Here is an 18,994-nt window from a genome sequence, read left to right as displayed (position 1 = left end):
TTTAAGTTAATGAAGGTTAAATGAAGAGTTTAATTTCACTTAAATTGCAATTTTTTTAATACTTTTTACTAAATTCATAATCTCTTCTTTTGTTTGAGAGAAATGAATTGAGATTCTAACCCATCCTGGACGATTATTCATATCTAACTCTTTTATTCCTAATAAATCATGTCCATAAGGTCCTGCACATGAACATCCAGCTCTTGTTTGGATATTGTCATTTGAAGATAAAAGATTACATAATTCATAAGGATTTATACCTTTGATATTAAAAGAGATAATTCCTATATTTTGGGCTTCTTGATTTCCATATATTTCGCAAGATGGAATCTTTCTTAGTTCATTTATAAATATCTCTTTTAACTCTTCTTTTTGTTTTTTTATAAATTCAAAACCAACTTCATTTCTTAATTGATATGCTAGAGATGCTCGAATAAATTGTAAAATTGGTGGAGTTCCTGCTTCTTCTCTTATTTCAATATCATTTTGGTATGTTTGAGATGTTTTATTTACATATAAAACAGTTCCACCACCAGCAAATGAAGGAGCAATTGTTGTATCAATTAGAGATTTTCTAATAACTAATAAACCACAAGAAGCAGGACCTCCTAAAAGTTTATGCGGTGACATAAATAAAGCATCATAAAGATGGCAAGGAATATTCATATATGGACTTGAAGCAGCTGCATCAAAACAAACTACAGCATTATAACTTCTTAATAATTTAGAAATTTCTTCGTAGGGAGTTATAATTCCTGTAACATTTGAAGCTATACAAAATGAAGCTATTATCTCTCTATTTTTGTTTTTTTCTAAAATTTCTTTTAAGTGATTTAAATCAACTAAACCCTCTTTATCTAAATCTATTCTTTGAATTTCACATAAAGCTTCTCTAAATGAAACTTCATTTGAGTGATGTTCATAAGGGCCTACTATTACTAAAGGAGCTTTTTGTTTATCAATTTCAAAACCAAATCTTTTTTTTGTTGAAGGAGGAATATATAATCCCATTAACTCTTGAAAATGTTTAATAGCAGCAGTTGTTCCACAACCACTAGGAAGAATGGCAAAATCTTCATTAAGTTCTAGATTAATTGCCAGATTTGTTCTTGCTATTTCATAATAATTTGTTGTAGTATCAGCATTTGAAGCCTCTTTAGAGTGTGTATTTGCATAAGTTTCAAGTACATCATGGATTCTATTTTCTATTTGTCTAAAAGCTAATCCTGAGGCAGTATAATCAAAATACTCTTTTTTATTTTTTCCAATAGTGTTGTATCTAATAAAATTTAATTTATCTGTGTTTTCATTGAAAAAAGGTCTGAAAATATTTTTGTTCATTTTTAATTGCTCTTTTGATTAGTTGTAGTTATTAATTTCATAATTTTAAGTTATTTATTATAAGAGTTAGCTTGAATAGAAAAAGCTTAAAAAAGCTTCTTTTATTTAAGCAAAAGGATTAAAATCGATTTTTTCTAACTCTTTAGCTAAGTTCAAAGCCTGTGAAGTTGGAACATCAAGAATAATAATATTACCTTTGTGTGAAATTCTAATTTTAGACGCTTGATATTTTTCTAATAATGAAGATAAGAAATCAAGATTAGTATTATGTATTGTTGATGAGTTGATTTTACAGCCTATATAACTTTGCTCTTTTATATTACTCTCATTTATACCCATTCTAGGTTTTCTCGGAATCGTATGCTCTTTTGTTTGTACATTTTTTTGAATTTTGTAATTAATAGATGCGTTTAATACATCAAAAAATTTATGTATTCCCCATTTTTTTACTAAAGATTGAAAAGAGTTAAGTTCAGGGTTTTCTCTATCTCCAAAATCTCTATAAATTTCAGCTATTGCTTTCGCTGCATTTATAACTTGAGCACTGCTAATATATCCTATATTTATATCTAAAATTTTTATAGCAAATAAGATTTTATCTTTATTATCTTTTGTTGCATTAAAACTAACATCGGGAGTAATTTGTATATTACATCCTTCTGCATGACCACTTATTGCCATTTGGAGTTTATTTGGTAAATTTGAGAATTTTTTATTTCCTATAAAAGTTTCATTTAGTTTATTTGCCAACTCTGAGACATTAAATATCTGAGAGTCATCAATAGTATTAATAGGACAAGTAAGAACTCTTCTTACTGTGTGTCCCGCTTCAAAAGAGGTTTCTAAACCTACATCTTGAAGTAGATTAAAGATATTTGGCAGACTAAATATTTTTATATCTTTTAATTCAACTTTTTGATTAGATGAAAAAACTAAACTATTATTTGCATACTCTTTTGAAATTAAACTAAGTGTTTTAATTTGTTGAAGATTTAACTCACCCATTGATAATGGAATTTTTAGCTCAAAGAATTCTTGTTTTTCATCTTGGGCATAAATTCCATACCATTTGAATCTTTCTAAATCTTCATTACTTATTTTTTCTCCAAAAACAGCATGAAAAAAGATGTCTGCTAAAACATCTATTTCATTTTTTTCTTGTTTAATTTTTTCTATATTTAATGTTAAATTATTAGACATTATATTGCCTTACAATCCCATTCAGGATAATTTCTTCTAATAAATTCATTTAATTCAATTTCAGCTTTTGAGTAAACTTTTTTCTCATCTTCAAGTTTTGTAAAACCTTCAATTGAAGATAGAATCATTCCAGCACCCACAGTTGAGTTTGTATATTTATCAATGATAATAAAACTTCCTGTGTATCTATTTTCATAGTATGAATCAACTGCAATTTCTCTATCAAGTGATATTGTACATTTTGCAATATCATTAAGTGCTAATTCACTTGCTTCAATTTCTTCAAAAGTATTAATGTTTTTCTTAAATTCAATAGCGTTAAATGCACCATTTATAACTGAAGTTGCTCTTTTAATCACATAATTTTGATTAAGTTTCATTGGAGTTTCATCCATCCATACTACCATTGCTGATAAGTGATTTGATACTTTTGGAATATCAGTAGATTTAACTATCATATCACCTCTACTAATATCAATCTCATCTTGAAGTGTAATTGTTGTTGCCATTGGAGCGAATGCTTTTTGTATTGTTTCAACTTGCTCATCTTTTCCAATTGGTTTTAAATCTTTAATATCATTTGATACTATTGATTTTACTTTAGATGTTTTTCTTGATGGTAAAACTGTAATTTCATCACCAACGTTTATCTCACCACTTGCAATAGTTCCGCAGAATCCTCTAAAATTTAAGTGAGGACGTAAAACATATTGAACAGGAAGTCTAAATGATGAAGATTCTTGTTTATGTATAGACGTATTGTCTAATAATGGCATTAAAGCAAGACCTTTATACCAAGAACATTTTGGTGAAATAGTTAAGATATTATCTCCATCAAGTGCCGAAATAGGGATAAACTGAATATTTAAATCATTATGATGAGGAAGGTACTCGATAATTTCATTATAATCTTTTTTGATTTTTTCAAATACTTCTTCACTAAAATCAACTAAATCCATCTTGTTAATAGCAACGATTAGGTTTTTAATACCTAATAAACTTGCAATATAAGAGTGTCTTTTAGTTTGAGTTAAAATTCCTTGTCTTGCATCTATTAAAATAATAGCAATATCAGCAGTACTAGCACCCGTTGCCATATTTCTTGTATATTGCTCATGACCTGGAGTATCTGCTATGATAAACTTTCTTTTATCAGTTGAGAAGAATCTATAAGCAACATCAATAGTAATACCTTGTTCTCTCTCACTAGCTAATCCATCAACTAAAAGTGCTAAATCGATTTTATCACCAGTAGTTCCTGATTTTTTACTATCTTTTTCAATAGCTGCTAATTGATCTTCAAAAATCATTTTTGAATCATATAAAAGTCTTCCAATTAGAGTACTTTTACCATCATCAACACTTCCACAAGTGATAAATCTACATATTTCTTTATTTTCGTGTTCTTTTAAATATTGTTCTATATTTTCTGCAATTAAGTCTGATTGATGTGCCATTCTAAAAATATCCTTCTTGTTTCTTTTTCTCCATTGATGCGTCACCATCACTATCTATTAATCTACCTTGTCTTTCACTTGTAGTACAAATTAACATCTCTTGAATAATCTCAGGTAAAGTTGTAGCTTCACTGTTAACTGCACCAGTTAATGGATAACAACCTAAAGTTCTGAATCTTACCATCTCTTTTTTAGCTGTTTTTCGCAAACTTTCAGGCATTCTTTCATCATCAACCATGATTTTTGTACCCATATATTCAACTACTTCTCTCTCTTTTGAGAAATATAAATCAGGAATAGGAATACCTTCTAAATAAATATATTGCCAAATATCTAATTCTGTCCAGTTTGATAATGGGAATACTCTAATAGACTCACCTTTTGTGTGTCTTCCATTATATACATTCCATAATTCTGGTCGCTGAGATTTTGGATCCCATCTATGATTTTTATCTCTAAAAGAGTAGATTCTCTCTTTTGCTCTTGATTTTTCTTCATCACGTCTTGCTCCACCAAATACTGCATCAAACTTCTGGATATTTAACATTTGTTTTAATCCTTCAGTTTTCATTACATCTGTATGTAATGCTGAACCGTGAGTAAATGGAGAGATATTCATCTCTTCACCTTTTGGATTAGTATAAACTATAAGTTCCATACCAACTTCTTTTGCTCTTTTATCTCTAAACTCAATCATCTCTTTAAACTTCCATGTTGTATCAACATGAACTAAAGGAAGTGGAGGAGGTGCAGGATAAAATGCTTTTTGTAAAAGATGTAACATTACAGAAGAGTCTTTTCCTACACTATATAACATCGCTGGATTTGAGAACTCTGCTACAACTTCTCTCATAATATGCATTGATTCTGCTTCTAGTTGTTTTAGATGTGTTAATCTATTTTGACTTATTTGCATTTTTTTCCTTTCTTATTTTTTGTGTAAACCACATTCTTTGTGTTCTGGGTTTTCCCACCACCATCTTCCAGCTCTTATATCTTCACCATCCTTAATGGCTCTGGTACAGGGAGCACAACCAATACTTGGAAAGCCCTTATCGTGAAGTTTATTATATGGAACTCTGTTTTCTTTTATATAATCCCATACATTCTCTTCTGTCCAATTAATTAAAGGATTTACTTTAATTACTTTGAAGTTTTCATCCCATTCAACTAAAGGCATATCAACTCTTGTAACGCTTTGAGCAGCTCTGAGCCCTGTAATCCAAACTTCAACATCTTTTAAAGCACGTTTAAGAGGTTCGATTTTTCTAATGTTACAGCAGTTTTTTCTGTTATCAATACTCTCATAGTGACCATTTACCCCTTGAGTTTGATAAAGTTCTTGTACCTTTTCATATTGAGGAAAAAATACATCAATTTTTACACTGTATTTTAAATTTGTTGCATCCATAACATCATAAGTTTCAGGATGTAATCTTCCCGTATCTAATGTAAATATTGTTGCATTCTTATCTTGTTTCAAAATAATATCTGTTAAAACTTGGTCTTCAGCTGCTAAGCTTGAACTAAGTGCTACATTTTTGAATTTTGTTAAAAAATACTCTATCACTTCTTGTGTAGATTTATTTTCTAACTCTTTATTTATATTTTGTATTAATTCTTTATTACTCATTGTATAACCTAAATTTGATAATCAACTGCTGGAGTTTTCACTTTTCCAAAAGATAATTTATTCCATGCTCTTTCATGGAAATAGTATAAAGCCATTTTTGTAATAACTTCAATTGAACCAATTGAAGCTGCCATTACTAGATTCCCAGTAATAAAATATGAAACAATAATTGTATCAATAGTTCCAACTGTCCGCCATGAAATGGCTTTTACAACTGACCTATATGGTTTTTCGTGCATTTGTTTTCCTATATTTAATTAAAGCAATTATGATAAAGAGTTTTTACTCTTCATCATAATCATATAAACCTGAACTTAGGTATCTTTCACCTGTGTCACATAAAATTGTAACAATAGTTTTACCTTTATTTTCTGGTCTTGATGCTACTAATTGTGCAGCGTGAATATTAGCTCCTGCTGAAATACCAACTAATAATCCCTCAGATTGAGCAATTTGTCTTGAAGCTGCAATTGCATCATCATTTGATACTTGTAATACTTCATCATAAATTTTTGTATTTAAAACATCAGGTACAAACCCAGCTCCAATTCCTTGAATTTTATGAGGTCCTGGTTTCCCACCACTTAATACTGGTGATGCTTCTGGCTCAACTGCAATAATTTGGATATTTGGATTGTGAGCTTTTAAAACTTCACCAGTTCCAGTAATTGTTCCACCTGTTCCAATAGCAGCTACAAAAATATCAATTTTCCCATCAGTGTCTGCTAAAATTTCTTTTGCAGTTGTAAGTCTGTGAATCTCTGGATTTGCAGCATTTGCAAATTGTTGAGGAATAAAAGAGTTTGGAGTCTCTTCTTGTAATTCAACAGCTTTTTCAATAGCACCTTTCATACCTTTTTCAGGTGCAGTTAATACTAACTCAGCTCCTAAAGCTTTTAATAATCTTCTTCTTTCAATACTCATTGATGATGGCATTGTAAGAACTAATTTAATTCCTAAAGCTGCACAAACAGAAGCTAATGCAATTCCAGTATTTCCACTTGTAGGTTCAATTACCGTTGTACCTTCTTTAATTAATCCAGCTTTTAAAGCTGCATTTATCATGTTTGTACCAATTCTATCTTTTACTGAATGTGATGGATTCATAAATTCACATTTACCTAAAACTGTTGCACCACTTGTGTTACTTGCACCTTGTAATTTTACTAAAGGTGTGTTACCGATTAATTCTGTTATGTTATTTGCATATTTCATTCTATTTTCCTTTATTTTAAGTTATATATTGTAATGTAAAAATTCGTTATATTTCTCTTGATATTCATCTAGTTTATCTAGGCTTATATCAAAAATCTTTTTCATACTGTTTTTTGATTCATCAAAAAAGATGTTTAAAATTGGATTATCAGTTTTAACATCTACTATTTTAATATCATCTTCTAAAGCGATTAAAATATCAACTATTTTAATCTCTTTAGCACTTCTAGCAAGAACATATCCACCCCTTGCACCTCGTATACTTTTTACAAGTTCCGCTCGTCTTAATTTACTTAAAAGTTGTTCTAAGTAATTTTGAGGGATATTAGCATTAGCTGAAATATCTCTGATTTGCATGGGAGAATCTTCTTGATGCTTACTTAACTCGTACATGGCTGTTAGACCATATACACCTTTTGTTGATATTAACGGCATTTTATTAATTTAATGCTTGTGTTAAATCTTCAATTAAATCAATAGTATTTTCTAAACCTATTGAAAGTCTAATTGTTACAGGATTTACACCAGCTTTTGCCAACTCTTCTGGACTCATTTGTGAGTGAGTTGTAGATGCTGGATGAACAATAAGTGATTTACTATCTCCAATATTTACAACAACACTAAATAGTTTTGCACTATCAATAACTCTTTTTGCTTCTTCAAATGATTCAACATCAAAAGAGATAAGTCCAGATGATTTTCCACCTTTGAAATATTTTTGAGCTTTGTCATAATATTTGTTAGATTTTAATCCTGGATAATTTACAGATTTTACTTTTGGATGAGATTCTAAAAATTTAGCAACTTCTAAAGCATTGTCTGAATGTTTATCAACTCTTAAACTTAATGTTTCTAATGTTTGAATTAATAGCCAAGAATTAAAAGGCGCTTGAGTTGCCCCAATATCTCTTAAAAGTGATAATCTAATTCTTAAACAAAAGTTTGGAAGTGGAACATCTGTATAAACTAATCCATGATAAGATACATCAGGAGTTGTAAAGTGTGAATATCTGTTCTCATTTGCTTTGAAAAATTCAGCTAATCCATCTCTTTCAACAACAATTCCACCAAGTGCAGTTCCTTGACCATTTGTATATTTTGAAGTTGAGTGAACAACAACATCAACTCCCCATTTGATTGGATTAAATAAAGCTGCACTTGCAACAGTGTTATCACAAATAGTTAAAACACCATGTTTTTTTGCAATCTCAACTACTTTTTCCACATCAGGAATAGCAATTTGAGGGTTTGATAATGATTCAAAATAGATAGCTTTTGTTTTATCATCAATTAATGATTCTAAATCAGAAGCATCGTCACTTTTAAATACACGTGCCGTAATTCCAAATCTTTTCATAGTGTAAGTGAATAATGTAACGCTTCCACCATATAATTTATCTGAAATAAGAATATTATCACCAGCTTCAGCTACATTTGCGATTGCAAAAAATGATGCAGCTTGTCCTGAAGATGTACAAATAGCAGCAGCTCCACCTTCAAGTGCAGCAAATCTTTGCTCTAAAACATCAGTTGTTGGATTTGTTAATCTTGTATAGATTGGTCCAAGTTCTTTTAATGCAAATAAATTTGCAGCATGTTCAGAATCTCTAAATGCATAAGCAGTTGTTTGAGTAATTGGAACACTCATTGTCCCAAAACCTTCTTTTTTGTTATACCCAGCGTGTATTGCAATTGTTTCGTTTTGCATTCTTTTCCTTTCTATTTTTTTGTTCTTTTCTTTATATGTTGAAATTATAGAACTTTTTTTTATTAATGTCAAGTAATTTAATCACAATTAATATAATACCCTTTAAATAAGGGGTGATTAACTAACTTGATTAAATCTATCAAGATTATATCAAATGATTAAGTAATTTTATGTAAAATACCAATAAATCATAATTCTAAAGAGTTCTAATATGGAAAAATATAATATTTTTGAGCAAATAATAGTAGATAAAAAAGAGGAAATTTTTTTTGAAATTTTTAAAAATGAGACAATAAAAGTAGAAAAAATAGTTTCAAATGGACAAAAATCACCTGAAAATTTTTGGTATGAACAAGAAAAAAATGAGTTTGTTTTGCTTTTAGAAGGTTTTGCAATACTTGAGTTTGAGAATAGGGAAGTGGAATTAAAAAAAGGTGATTGTTTAAATATAGAGGCTTATCAAAAACATAAAGTAAAATTTACGAGTCTTGATGAGCCAACGGTTTGGTTTGCAGTGTTTTATTGAGAAAAATAGTTACGTTAAATGTAACTATTTTATTTATTTGATAAATCTACAAATTTTTGATAAATGTCTTTTTTATCTTTTTCATTTAATTTTTTTAGAGAGCTAAAAGTTTCTGTTAAATTGACAAAATTTTCATGATTTGATACAACACCTTCCTTTTTAATTTGTAATCCCATCTTTTCATGTGGTGCCCAAAGTATTTCAAGTTTATTATCAGGAGATTTAGTACGTTTAAATCCTAAAAATTCTAGAAATTCAATCCAAGAAATATTATTAATATCTAAATTAATTAACTTATTGAGTGCAATTTTTGGCAATTCGTTTAAGTTAAACTTGTCAATAACTAATTGAACAAATTTTTCTGCTTCAATTTTATTGTCAATATTTTCAATTTCTTTATCAATATTTGTATTATCTTGATTTGATTGTTTTAGTAAATATTTTACTAATTCTTCAGTTTTTCTAGATGCTAAGTTTATATTATCTAATAATTTATTTGTTAGTTTAGATTCTGATTCTTTATTTTTTTCTAATAAAAAATCATACATCATTCCTGCCCATTGCTTTTTTAAGTATATTTCCATATCTGAAAAATTTCTAAAAGGCTGAATAGCATTATTTTTGCCGTTATTTCTAACTTCATCAACAAAATCAAATATTTTTATATCATCTATATTTGGATATGAAATATTTTTATAAATATTGGGTTTATCTTTTTTATTTTTATTATAAACATTGTGGTCAGAATATACCCCTGCTTCAACTAAAGTGAAAATAGGTATATTTTGTTTTACAGCTTCTTTATATTCATTATTTGTTATCGATTTATCAGTATCTTTGAAGTTTCCACCATATCTACCACCGATAATCAATATAAATAGTTGGCAAGTTTCTACTTCTTTTAAACAAGATTCATGAGTATGACTATATGGACTATAAAATACATCCCCCTCATCAGATAAAACAGATTCATAACCAATTGTTTTTACAAAAAATTTTAAATTTTCTCTTATGTGTTTTAAATCATAACAAGTAGAACTAATAAATACTCTTGGAATAGCCATAAAAATCCTTTTTATATAGTAATCGATTATAAAAAAATAATAGTTTAGTATTGCTTACAAAATAAGTAATTTTAAAATTAAAAAATAATTTCAATATCTTCAAGTGATTTTAAATATATCAAATTACCTTCTCGTAATCCTAAAAGTCTCAAAAGCCAAAACACTATTATCAAAAAACTCTTTTTTTGAACTTTTTCTATTATCCACAAAAGAGTAGCCTAATTGAAAAATTTTTTTATTTTTATCAAAAAAAGTGCAGATTTTGTCGTAGGTATATCTGTATCTTCCTGCTATATGGAAGTTTCTTCTTTCTTGGATCTTTATTTCATATTTTGTATCAAAATAAAAAATTCTGTTTTTAATTAGCTTATCATCGCTTCTTAAATGAAGTATCATTATCCCTTTATCGCAAACAACACCAATTTCAATGATGAAAAAATTTAAGATTGCTTTATAAAGATAAAAGAAAAAAGGTGAAAATAGTAGAGCAGAAAATAGCCCAAATAAGTCATTTGAAATTATAAAATGAGAGAACATTAAAATACAAATAACCAAACCAAAAATTGAAAAGAATAGTGTAAAAAGATTTGAAAGAAACTGTTGTCTTAAAACTTTTTTTGGGATTAAATCTTCAAAAAAGATGATTTTTCCTAACTCATTTGGAACATATTTTTTATATCTAAAGTTTTTCATTTAAACTCAATTTTTATTTTTATGATATAACAAGTTTATTGAAAAATCACCAAAGCTCTATCTTAAAAAGGATTCCTTTAAAAGATGAGCCTATTATTTATTCAACATCGTTTGCTAAAACTCTATATAAAGTTACACGATTATTAATTTTTGTTAAACGTAAAGAGATTAAATCTTGTTCTACACTATATAAATTTCTTTGTGCTGTTAAAGCATTTAAGTATGTATCAATACCTGCTTTATAACGTTTTTCAGAAAGAAAATAGCTATTTTTAGAAGCATTAACTAGATTTTCTTGAGCGCTTAATTGATTCTCTATTGTTCCATATCTTGCAAGGGCATCTGATACTTCACTAAAGGCAGTTTGAATTGCTAATTCATATTTTGCAATATATAAATCCCTTTGAGATTTTGCATAATCAAGTGAAGCCTCTTTTGAACCCCAATCAAAAATTGGTAAAGAGATATTTGGAGCAAAACTCCAAACAGAAGCAGCTCCTCCACTAAAAAGATTACTTAAAGCAGAACTTGCAACTCCTGCTGTTGTAGTAATCGAAATTGAGGGAAAATATGCAGCTCGTGCTACACTTATATTTGCATTTGCAGCTTTTAAATCATGTTCAGCAGCTAAAATATCTGGACGATTTAATAAAACATTTGAAGATAATCCAACGGGAATTGCAGTAAAATATTGTGCATTTTCATCTAATCCAGTAGGAAGTAACTCTTCTTTAAGATTTTCACCTACAGATAAGTTAAGTGCATTTAAATCTTGGGCTACTTGTGTTTTATATTTTTCAATGTCTGCTAATGCTTGAAAATATATAGTTTGGGCATCATAAAGTGCAACTTTTGAATCAACACCTGCTTTTATTCTAGCTTGGATAATATCTAGATTTTTTTTGCTATTAACAGCAGTCTCTTGTGCAAAATTTAGTAAACTTTTATCAGCTGCCATTGTTAGCCAAGCATTTGTAACTTCTGCAATAATCGTAATACGAGTTGTTCTTTCATTTTCTTTTACTGATAAGTAACTTTCAAAATCAGCTTGTGATAAATTTCTAGCCTTTCCGAAAAAATCCAATTCGTAAGAACTTAATCCTACATTTGCATTGTAACTTTCAGAGATATTTGTAGAATTATTTGAAGATGAACTATTCAAAGATTTAGATTTATTTCCAGAAACTTCCCCATTTATTGTTGGAAATTCAGAAGCATTTTGTACTTTGTAAGTTGCTCTTGCTGATTGTATATTTGCTATTGCTTGTTTAAGTGTTCGATTTTGATTAAGTGATATTTTTATAACTTCTTTTAATTTCTCATCTAAAATCATATTTTCCCATAAAAGAGGCTCACTTATATTTGAAGTTTCAACTTTATATGCTTCTCCTTTTGGCCAATTAACTGGAATTGGAGCAGCTGGTTGTTCATATTTAGAATCTATTAAACTACAAGCACTTAAAAACATTGATAAAGTAAGTGAGATAGATATATGAATTATTTTATTTGTTTTCATTTTTTACTTTACCTTTTTTTCTAAATATTGAACTTATTAAAACATAAAATAGTGGAATCATAAATACCCCAAGAATAGTGGCTGTTAGTGTTCCTCCAACAATTCCTGTTCCAATTGCAATTCTACTATTTGCTCCAGCTCCTGTTGAAACAGCAAGGGGTAAAACCCCAACTATAAAGGCTAATGAAGTCATTAAAATAGGTCTTAATCTTAATCTTGCACCCTCGACAGCAGCATCCATTAAAGAGTGGCCATTTTTATAGGCGACTTCAACGAACTCGACAATCAAAATTGCATTTTTAGAGGATAGTCCAATTACAGTTAATAAGGCAACTTGGAAATAAACATCATTATCTAATCCTCTAATAGTTGTAATCAAAACAGCTCCAATAATCCCTAGAGGAATAACTAATAAAACAGAAAAAGGAATTGACCAACTCTCATATAAAGCAGCAAGACATAAGAAAACAAATAAAATAGAAATTGAGTATAAAAGTGTACTTTGTCCACTTGAAAGATGCTCTTGATATGATAATCCACTCCATGCAAAACTAGAACCTTTTGGAAGTTCATTTGCTAATTTTTCCATCTCATTCATAGCAGTTCCAGAACTAACCCCTTGCGCACCTGCCCCTTGTATTTCATAAGAAGCTAAACCATTATATCTTGAAAGACTCTCTGGTCCAAAAGTCCATTTTGTAGTAGCAAAAGTTGAAAAAGGAGTCATACTCTCATTATCACTAGCTCTTACATACCACTTATTAATATCTTCAGGAGCAGAACGGAATGCTGAATCACCTTGAATATATACTTTTTTTACTCTACCTCTATCAATAAAGTCATTTACATAACTTCCTGCCCATGCGGCATTTAATGTTGAGTCAATATCTGATAATTCAAGACCTAAAGAAACAGCTTTTTCATGGTCAATATCTATATGTAATTGGGGAGTTTCTTCCATACTTCCTAATCTAACACCTGTTAACATAGAGTCAGTTGAAGCACCACTTAATAATGAATCTCTCATTTGTTTTAAATCATCTCTAGAAGTTCCTGCATTTGCTTGAAGTTGAAAAGTGAATCCGTTTGTATTTCCTAATCCTCTAATAGCAGGAGGGTTTAAAGCAAAAATCATAGCATCTCTTGTTGTAAATAATTGTTTATTTGTTCGATTTACTATTTCTGATGCACTATCTTTTTCATCAACTCTTGAATCCCAATCTTTTAAAGAAATAAAAGCCATTCCTGCATTTTGTCCACTTCCACTAAAATTAAATCCTGAAATTGTAAAAATAGATTCTGTATTGTTTTTTTCATTAGTTAAAAAATGATCTTCTACTTTTCTTGTGATTTCGTTTGTTCTTTTTACTGATGCACCTTGTGGTAATGATATTTGAGCCATTACTTCACCTTGATCTTCAAGGGGTAAAAAACTTGTAGGAAGTCTGTATATTAAAAATGACATTGATACTATAATTATTAAATATAAAAACATCCATCTTATAGGTTTTTTTAAGATACCTAGAACTTTTTGTTCATATTTTTTTGTAATAGATTCAAAAGTATTATTAAACCAATAGAAAAAACCAGTAGTTTTTTCTTGGTGCTTTTCAGTTAATAGTGAGGCACATAATGCTGGTGTTAAAGTTAAAGCCACAATTACAGAAAGAATCATTGAAGATACAATTGTAATAGAGAATTGTCGATAAATAACACCAGTTGAACCATCAAAAAATGCCATTGGTAAGAAAACAGCAGAAAGAACAATAGCAATTCCTATTAATACTGTACTTACTTCTTTCATAGATTCTACAGTTGCATCATGTGCAGAAAGACCTTTTTCTCTCATAATCCTTTCAACATTTTCAATTACAACAATTGCATCATCAACCAACAAACCAATGGATAAAACCATACCAAACATTGTTAAGGTATTTATTGAGTATCCAAAAATTTGAAGTACTCCAAATGTTCCTAAAAGAACAACTGGAACAGCAACTGCTGGAATAATAGTAGCTCGCCAATTTTGTAAAAAGATAAATACTACAAGAACAACTAATAAAATAGCTTCAATTAGAGTTTTTACTACTTCATTTATAGAAATACTAATAAATTTCGTACTATCAATAGGATATGCAATTTTATAACCATCTGGCATATTATGTTGTAATTCACTTAATAATGCTCTAACTTTTTTTGCAGTTGATAGGGCATTTGCACCTGACGATAACATAACTGCAAGTCCAGAAGCAGGGTGACCATTTAATCTAGTTATATTATTATAAGATTCATTTCCTATTTCAACTCTTGCTACATCTGAAAGACGAACTAATGCTCCATTTGTATCATGTTTTAGTATGATATTTTTAAATTGTTCAGGAGTTTGTAATTTAGATTCAGCAGTTACGGTTGCATTTAGTTGTTGATTTTCTAAGGTAGGCATTGCCCCTATTTTACCAGCTGATACTTGAACATTTTGAGTTGTAATTGCTGTTTGTACATCTGAGGGCATAAGTTTGTATGCTAAAAGTTTTGAAGGATCTAACCAAATACGCATTGCATATTGTGAACCAAAAACTTGGATACTTCCAACTCCTTCACTTCTTGCTACTGAATCTTGAATATTACTTACTAAATAATCAGAAATATCAGATGCAGTTGCTTTATCTGTTTCATCATACAAAGCAGCAATCATTAAGAAATCTGTTTGAGATTTAGTAACATTAACTCCTTCTTCTTGTACAGAGTTTGGTAATCTAGTTGTTACTTGAGAGATTTTATTTTGAACTTGAACTTGTGCTGTATCTGGATTTGTTCCTTGTTCAAAAGATACATTAATAGTAACACTACCAGAAGAAGTACTAGAAGATGTGAAATATAATAAACCATCTAATCCAGTTAATTGTTGTTCCAATAATTGAGTAACACTATTTTCAACAGTCTCAGCAGATGCTCCTGTATAAGTAGTTGAAATTTTTATTGTTGGGGGCGCAATATCAGGATATTGAGCAACAGGTAGATTAAATATAGAAGCTAATCCACCTAACATGATAACGATTGAAATAACCCAAGCAAAGATGGGTCTGTTTATAAAAAAAGTACCCATTAGTTTATTTTAGGGTTATCAAATTTGAAGTTTGATGTAATATCACTATCTTTAACTTTTGCACCAACTCGGATTTTATTTAGACCCTCAACAATTAAGTGGTCACCAACATTAAATCCATCTTTTACTAACCAATAGTCGTTTATTGTTCTATCTATTACAATATGGAGTTTTTCAACTTCTGAATTTTTATTTACAATCATTGCTGTTGCATTTCCTTTTTCATCAAAAGTAACACCTTGTTGAGGAACTAAAATAGCTTTTGTATTAATAGCTTCATTTACAATAATATTTACATACATTCCTGGTAATAATATATTTTTTGGATTTGGAAATTGAGCTCTTAATGTAACAGAACCAGTTGCTTCATCAACTGCTAATTCTTGAAGTTTAAATTCTCCCTTATTTTCATAGATTGAACCATCTTCAAGTTTTAGACTCACAGTTGCACTTGCTTCTTTCATATTTTCTTGTTTAAGAAGTTTTTTCAAGTTTAACATTTGAACACTTGATTGAGTAAAATCCACATAAATTGGATCAAGAGACCTAACAGTTGCAAGAGCTGTTTCTTGTTGTGCTGTCACTAATGCTCCTTCTGTTACGCTAGATATTCCAATATGTCCAGAAATAGGAGATGTGATTTGAGTGTATTCAAGATTGATTTTAGCACTTTGCATTGCTGCTTTTTTCTCTTCAACACTTGCTAGGGCTTGTAAATATGCAACATTTGTATCTTCATACTCTTGTTTTGAAACACCATCAATTTTTAGTAAATCTTTGTATCTTTCATCTTTTAGTTTTGCAGCTTTTACATTTGCTAAAACATTTGCATAAGAAGCTTTTGCTTCGTTATATGCTGCTTCATAACTTGATGAAACTACTTTATATAAAACATCACCTTTATTTACAGTTGAACCCTCTTTAAATAATTGACGCTCAATTATTCCTCCAATTTGAGGACGAATTTCTGAGTTTAAAGCAATTACAGTTCTTCCTGGAAGTTCTTGTTGTAGTGTGATTTCTTGTTGATTTATTGTGTAAGTGCCTACTTCAGTTTGAGGCATTTGAGGCATTCCAACTTCTGCTGATTTTTTTGTAGGTGTATTTTTTTCAGCTTGTTCAGAACAACCATTAAAAATAGTGATTACTCCAATTAAACTAATAAAAAAACAACTTTTTGTAAGGTAATTATTCAAAATTGTATCCTATGTTAAGTAATTATATGTGATAAGGATTTTAGTATATCAGAATTAATAGTATCTTAACACAATTACATTATTAAAGGCCATTTGTAAGAAGATTAAAAAATCACCAAAGCTCTACCAAATGGAATCCTATCTTTTTTATTTGACAATGCCCAAAGAACTTCATAAGATGGTGGGATTCTTGGGAATATTCCATCTCCATCTGTAAAATATAAAAGCATACTTGACATTGGGAAGTTTGCATCGATGTATTCAAAAACTGGTCGATAGTCCGTTCCTCCTCCACCTTTTAGGGCAAACTCTATATCTTCAGCACCTCTAAAACTATAGTGAGCATGAACTTTTGCATCTGCTATTAGAAGTTCGATATTAACTGCTGGAAAGTTTTGCATAATTGCTTTAAACTCTTCTATAAATGCTCCTAAAATCTCTTCTCTTATAGAACCAGATGTATCAATGGCAACTATTAAACTCAAAGTATCACTTGTAAGTGAGGGCAGGGCAAAACCTCTGTAAAGATGTTTTTTATTTGGTGGCATAAAAGCGTAGTTATTTCTCATGTGGCGATTTATGGCATTGTAAAGTTCAAACTTCCAATCTATATTTTGGGCTACTACTTTTTTTGCAAGTCTTTCAAAACCTAAAGGCATTAGAGATTTTCTAGTTGATACCTCTTTTGCAAGTGCGCTTGCGTATTCCCATTGTTCTTCGTCTCGCTCATCTAGGTTCTCTTGGATTTTTTTTACTTTTCTAAACTTTTGAGTATTATCTCTATTGTTTTTTTGCTCATCATTTTGCTGAACCTTTTCATCATCAAAAGCATCAACTCCACTCTCAATTAACTCTTTTTTTAGAAAATCATAAATCTCTTCAGCGTACATATTTTTGAATTTTTTATCATAATTTACACCATGGGGCATTTTCATACCATTTTTAAAAAGAAGATTATTGATTGCATAATCAGTTGCTAATTGCCAAAGATAACCTTTTCTTTTTAGTTTTCTTTGTTGGTGAGATAAAATGTGATGCATAACACAGTTTGTCAAAATAAAAGAGAGTTCTTCAATTGTACAACTGTTTATAAAATCAGGGTTATATAAAAACCTTACTCCATTACTGGCATAAGATTCTATATTTTCACTCTCTTCATGTTTTAATCTTGATGCCAACATTCCAAAATATGGGTATTTAGTTGTTAGTTGGCTTTTGGCTTTGATTAAAAGTGTGTTTGCATTCATAATTAACGAAGTAGCGTGTTGAATTTTTTCATCCACAATGGCCAAGATTTTAGATAATCAAGTTCAATACTTCTTTGTCTTAAATCTTGAATAATCATAACAGAAAACTCTCCTGGAAGATTTAGAGAATAATTAAGAAGATTCTCTAACTCTTTTGTTCTTGTATCTTCTGAAATTCTAATTGCTAAGGCTGTACAAAGTATATGTAAAGCAGAAGTATCTGTTGGAAACTCTTTTTCAGTTCCATCTAGGATTCCATCAATATTTGGAAGATCTTTGATAACTGCTTTAAATCCTAAAAATGAAGCTGCTAACTCTTCACCAATTGCTCCACTAATTAGTGCCATTATCAAATCATCTTCAGGAGTTGATAATAGAACTTCATTTACATAATGCCAAGTTCGAGGAGTTGCAAAGGCTTTTGTATCACTTTGAGTATTAAAAGTAAACAAAGCATCAGGTCTATATGAGATAAATGAGATTATAGATAAATCAATATTATTGTTTATTGCCCATGCTCTCCAGTCATCAACACTTACTTCCATATCAAGGTGAATAAATCTATTTGCAAGTGGTGCTGCCATTCTAAAAACTACACCTCTATCACTTTCTCTATTTCCAGCGGCAACTATTGACCAACCATCAGGAAGAGTGTATTCCCCGATTTTTCTATCAAGAATCAACTGATAAGCAGAAGCTTGAACCATTGGAGCTGCTGTATTTAATTCATCTAAAAATAGAATTCCCTCTTTAATACTACCATCTGGTAAGAATGAAGCTGGTGCCCAAATAGCTGTTTGATTAACTGCATCAAAAAATGGAATTCCTCTTAAATCTGTAGGGTCAAGAAGTGATAGTCTTAAATCTATACAAGCTATTCCTTTTTCCTTTGCAATTTGAGCAATGATTGAAGATTTTCCAATACCAGGAGGTCCCCATAAGAATATAGGTACTTTTCTTTCACATAGGTGTTCTACTGAGCGTTTTATTTTCTGTGGATTCATGTATATCCTTTATTTATGGGATAAGTATTGCAATAAACGTTCCTTGTATTTGAAAGAGTCTATTAGCTATAATCAAAAAAACTTTTAG

17 protein-coding genes are annotated in these 18,994 nt (G+C 29.7%); 1 reads left to right on the top strand and 16 read right to left on the bottom strand.

Features of this window, described 5'->3' with window-relative positions:
* Positions 1-39: 39 nt before the first annotated feature.
* The 9 genes from AVENP_RS15670 to AVENP_RS15630 form a co-directional block, all read right to left on the bottom strand.
* Positions 40-1,341: an aminotransferase class V-fold PLP-dependent enzyme gene (locus AVENP_RS15670; protein ID WP_128359838.1), complete on the bottom strand. Its 1,302-nt coding sequence runs from the start codon at positions 1,339-1,341 to the stop codon at positions 40-42.
* Positions 1,342-1,446: 105 nt separating this feature from the next.
* The gene (locus AVENP_RS15665) at positions 1,447-2,541 is read right to left on the bottom strand and encodes a sulfite reductase (RefSeq protein ID WP_128359839.1); all 1,095 of its coding nucleotides are present in this window, start codon (positions 2,539-2,541) and stop codon (positions 1,447-1,449) included.
* Positions 2,541-3,998: a sulfate adenylyltransferase subunit CysN gene (gene cysN, locus AVENP_RS15660; protein ID WP_128359840.1), complete on the bottom strand. Its 1,458-nt coding sequence runs from the start codon at positions 3,996-3,998 to the stop codon at positions 2,541-2,543. The genes AVENP_RS15665 and cysN overlap by 1 nt, the downstream gene beginning before the upstream one ends.
* Position 3,999: 1 nt before the next feature.
* Positions 4,000-4,914, bottom strand: coding sequence for a sulfate adenylyltransferase subunit CysD (cysD, locus tag AVENP_RS15655; protein WP_128359841.1), 915 nt, complete (start codon positions 4,912-4,914; stop codon positions 4,000-4,002).
* Between the two features lie 12 nt (positions 4,915-4,926).
* Positions 4,927-5,631 (bottom strand): phosphoadenylyl-sulfate reductase, encoded by a 705-nt coding sequence (locus AVENP_RS15650; RefSeq protein ID WP_128359842.1) that lies wholly within the window; start codon positions 5,629-5,631, stop codon positions 4,927-4,929.
* Positions 5,632-5,639: 8 nt separating this feature from the next.
* Entirely contained in the window at positions 5,640-5,870 is a 231-nt protein-coding gene (locus tag AVENP_RS15645; protein WP_118887565.1) for a DUF2061 domain-containing protein, read from the bottom strand.
* A 43-nt stretch (positions 5,871-5,913) separates the two neighbouring features.
* A complete protein-coding gene (gene cysK / locus AVENP_RS15640) occupies positions 5,914-6,846 on the bottom strand; it encodes a cysteine synthase A (RefSeq protein WP_128359843.1) in 933 nt (310 codons plus the stop codon).
* Between the two features lie 21 nt (positions 6,847-6,867).
* On the bottom strand, positions 6,868-7,281 hold the full coding sequence (locus AVENP_RS15635) for an RrF2 family transcriptional regulator (RefSeq protein ID WP_128359844.1): 414 nt from the start codon (positions 7,279-7,281) through the stop codon (positions 6,868-6,870).
* A 4-nt stretch (positions 7,282-7,285) separates the two neighbouring features.
* The gene (locus AVENP_RS15630) at positions 7,286-8,554 is read right to left on the bottom strand and encodes an O-acetylhomoserine aminocarboxypropyltransferase/cysteine synthase family protein (RefSeq protein WP_128359845.1); all 1,269 of its coding nucleotides are present in this window, start codon (positions 8,552-8,554) and stop codon (positions 7,286-7,288) included.
* 211 nt (positions 8,555-8,765) lie between these two features.
* Here AVENP_RS15630 and AVENP_RS15625 point away from each other — a divergent pair, with 211 nt between their 5' ends.
* Complete coding sequence (locus tag AVENP_RS15625) at positions 8,766-9,080, top strand: cupin domain-containing protein (RefSeq protein WP_128359846.1); 315 nt, start codon at positions 8,766-8,768, stop codon at positions 9,078-9,080.
* A 29-nt stretch (positions 9,081-9,109) separates the two neighbouring features.
* Here AVENP_RS15625 and AVENP_RS15620 read toward each other — a convergent pair whose 3' ends face one another.
* The 7 genes from AVENP_RS15620 to AVENP_RS15590 all read right to left on the bottom strand — a co-directional run bounded on the left by AVENP_RS15620 (position 9,110) and on the right by AVENP_RS15590 (position 18,906).
* Positions 9,110-10,144 (bottom strand): DUF4062 domain-containing protein, encoded by a 1,035-nt coding sequence (locus AVENP_RS15620; protein ID WP_128359847.1) that lies wholly within the window; start codon positions 10,142-10,144, stop codon positions 9,110-9,112.
* A 123-nt stretch (positions 10,145-10,267) separates the two neighbouring features.
* Positions 10,268-10,837, bottom strand: a complete 570-nt coding sequence (locus AVENP_RS15615; protein WP_128359848.1) for a hypothetical protein — start codon at positions 10,835-10,837, stop codon at positions 10,268-10,270.
* Between the two features lie 97 nt (positions 10,838-10,934).
* A complete protein-coding gene (locus AVENP_RS15610) occupies positions 10,935-12,353 on the bottom strand; it encodes an efflux transporter outer membrane subunit (RefSeq protein WP_128359849.1) in 1,419 nt (472 codons plus the stop codon).
* Positions 12,340-15,459 carry an efflux RND transporter permease subunit gene (locus AVENP_RS15605; RefSeq protein WP_128359850.1) on the bottom strand — a complete coding sequence of 1,040 codons (3,120 nt, stop codon included), beginning with the start codon at positions 15,457-15,459 and terminating at the stop codon, positions 12,340-12,342. The genes AVENP_RS15610 and AVENP_RS15605 overlap by 14 nt, the downstream gene beginning before the upstream one ends.
* The gene (locus AVENP_RS15600; protein WP_128359851.1) at positions 15,459-16,655 is read right to left on the bottom strand and encodes an efflux RND transporter periplasmic adaptor subunit; all 1,197 of its coding nucleotides are present in this window, start codon (positions 16,653-16,655) and stop codon (positions 15,459-15,461) included. The genes AVENP_RS15605 and AVENP_RS15600 overlap by 1 nt, the downstream gene beginning before the upstream one ends.
* Before the next feature lie 104 nt (positions 16,656-16,759).
* Complete coding sequence (locus tag AVENP_RS15595) at positions 16,760-17,902, bottom strand: vWA domain-containing protein (RefSeq protein ID WP_128359852.1); 1,143 nt, start codon at positions 17,900-17,902, stop codon at positions 16,760-16,762.
* 2 nt (positions 17,903-17,904) lie between these two features.
* Positions 17,905-18,906 (bottom strand): AAA family ATPase, encoded by a 1,002-nt coding sequence (locus tag AVENP_RS15590; protein ID WP_128359853.1) that lies wholly within the window; start codon positions 18,904-18,906, stop codon positions 17,905-17,907.
* Positions 18,907-18,994: the final 88 nt, after the last annotated feature.

It is taken from the genome of Arcobacter venerupis (genome assembly GCF_013201665.1).
Lineage (GTDB): Bacteria > Campylobacterota > Campylobacteria > Campylobacterales > Arcobacteraceae > Aliarcobacter > Aliarcobacter venerupis.
The sequence above is the reverse complement of the archived record's forward strand: the minus strand, read 5'-3'. Positions and strand labels throughout refer to the sequence as shown.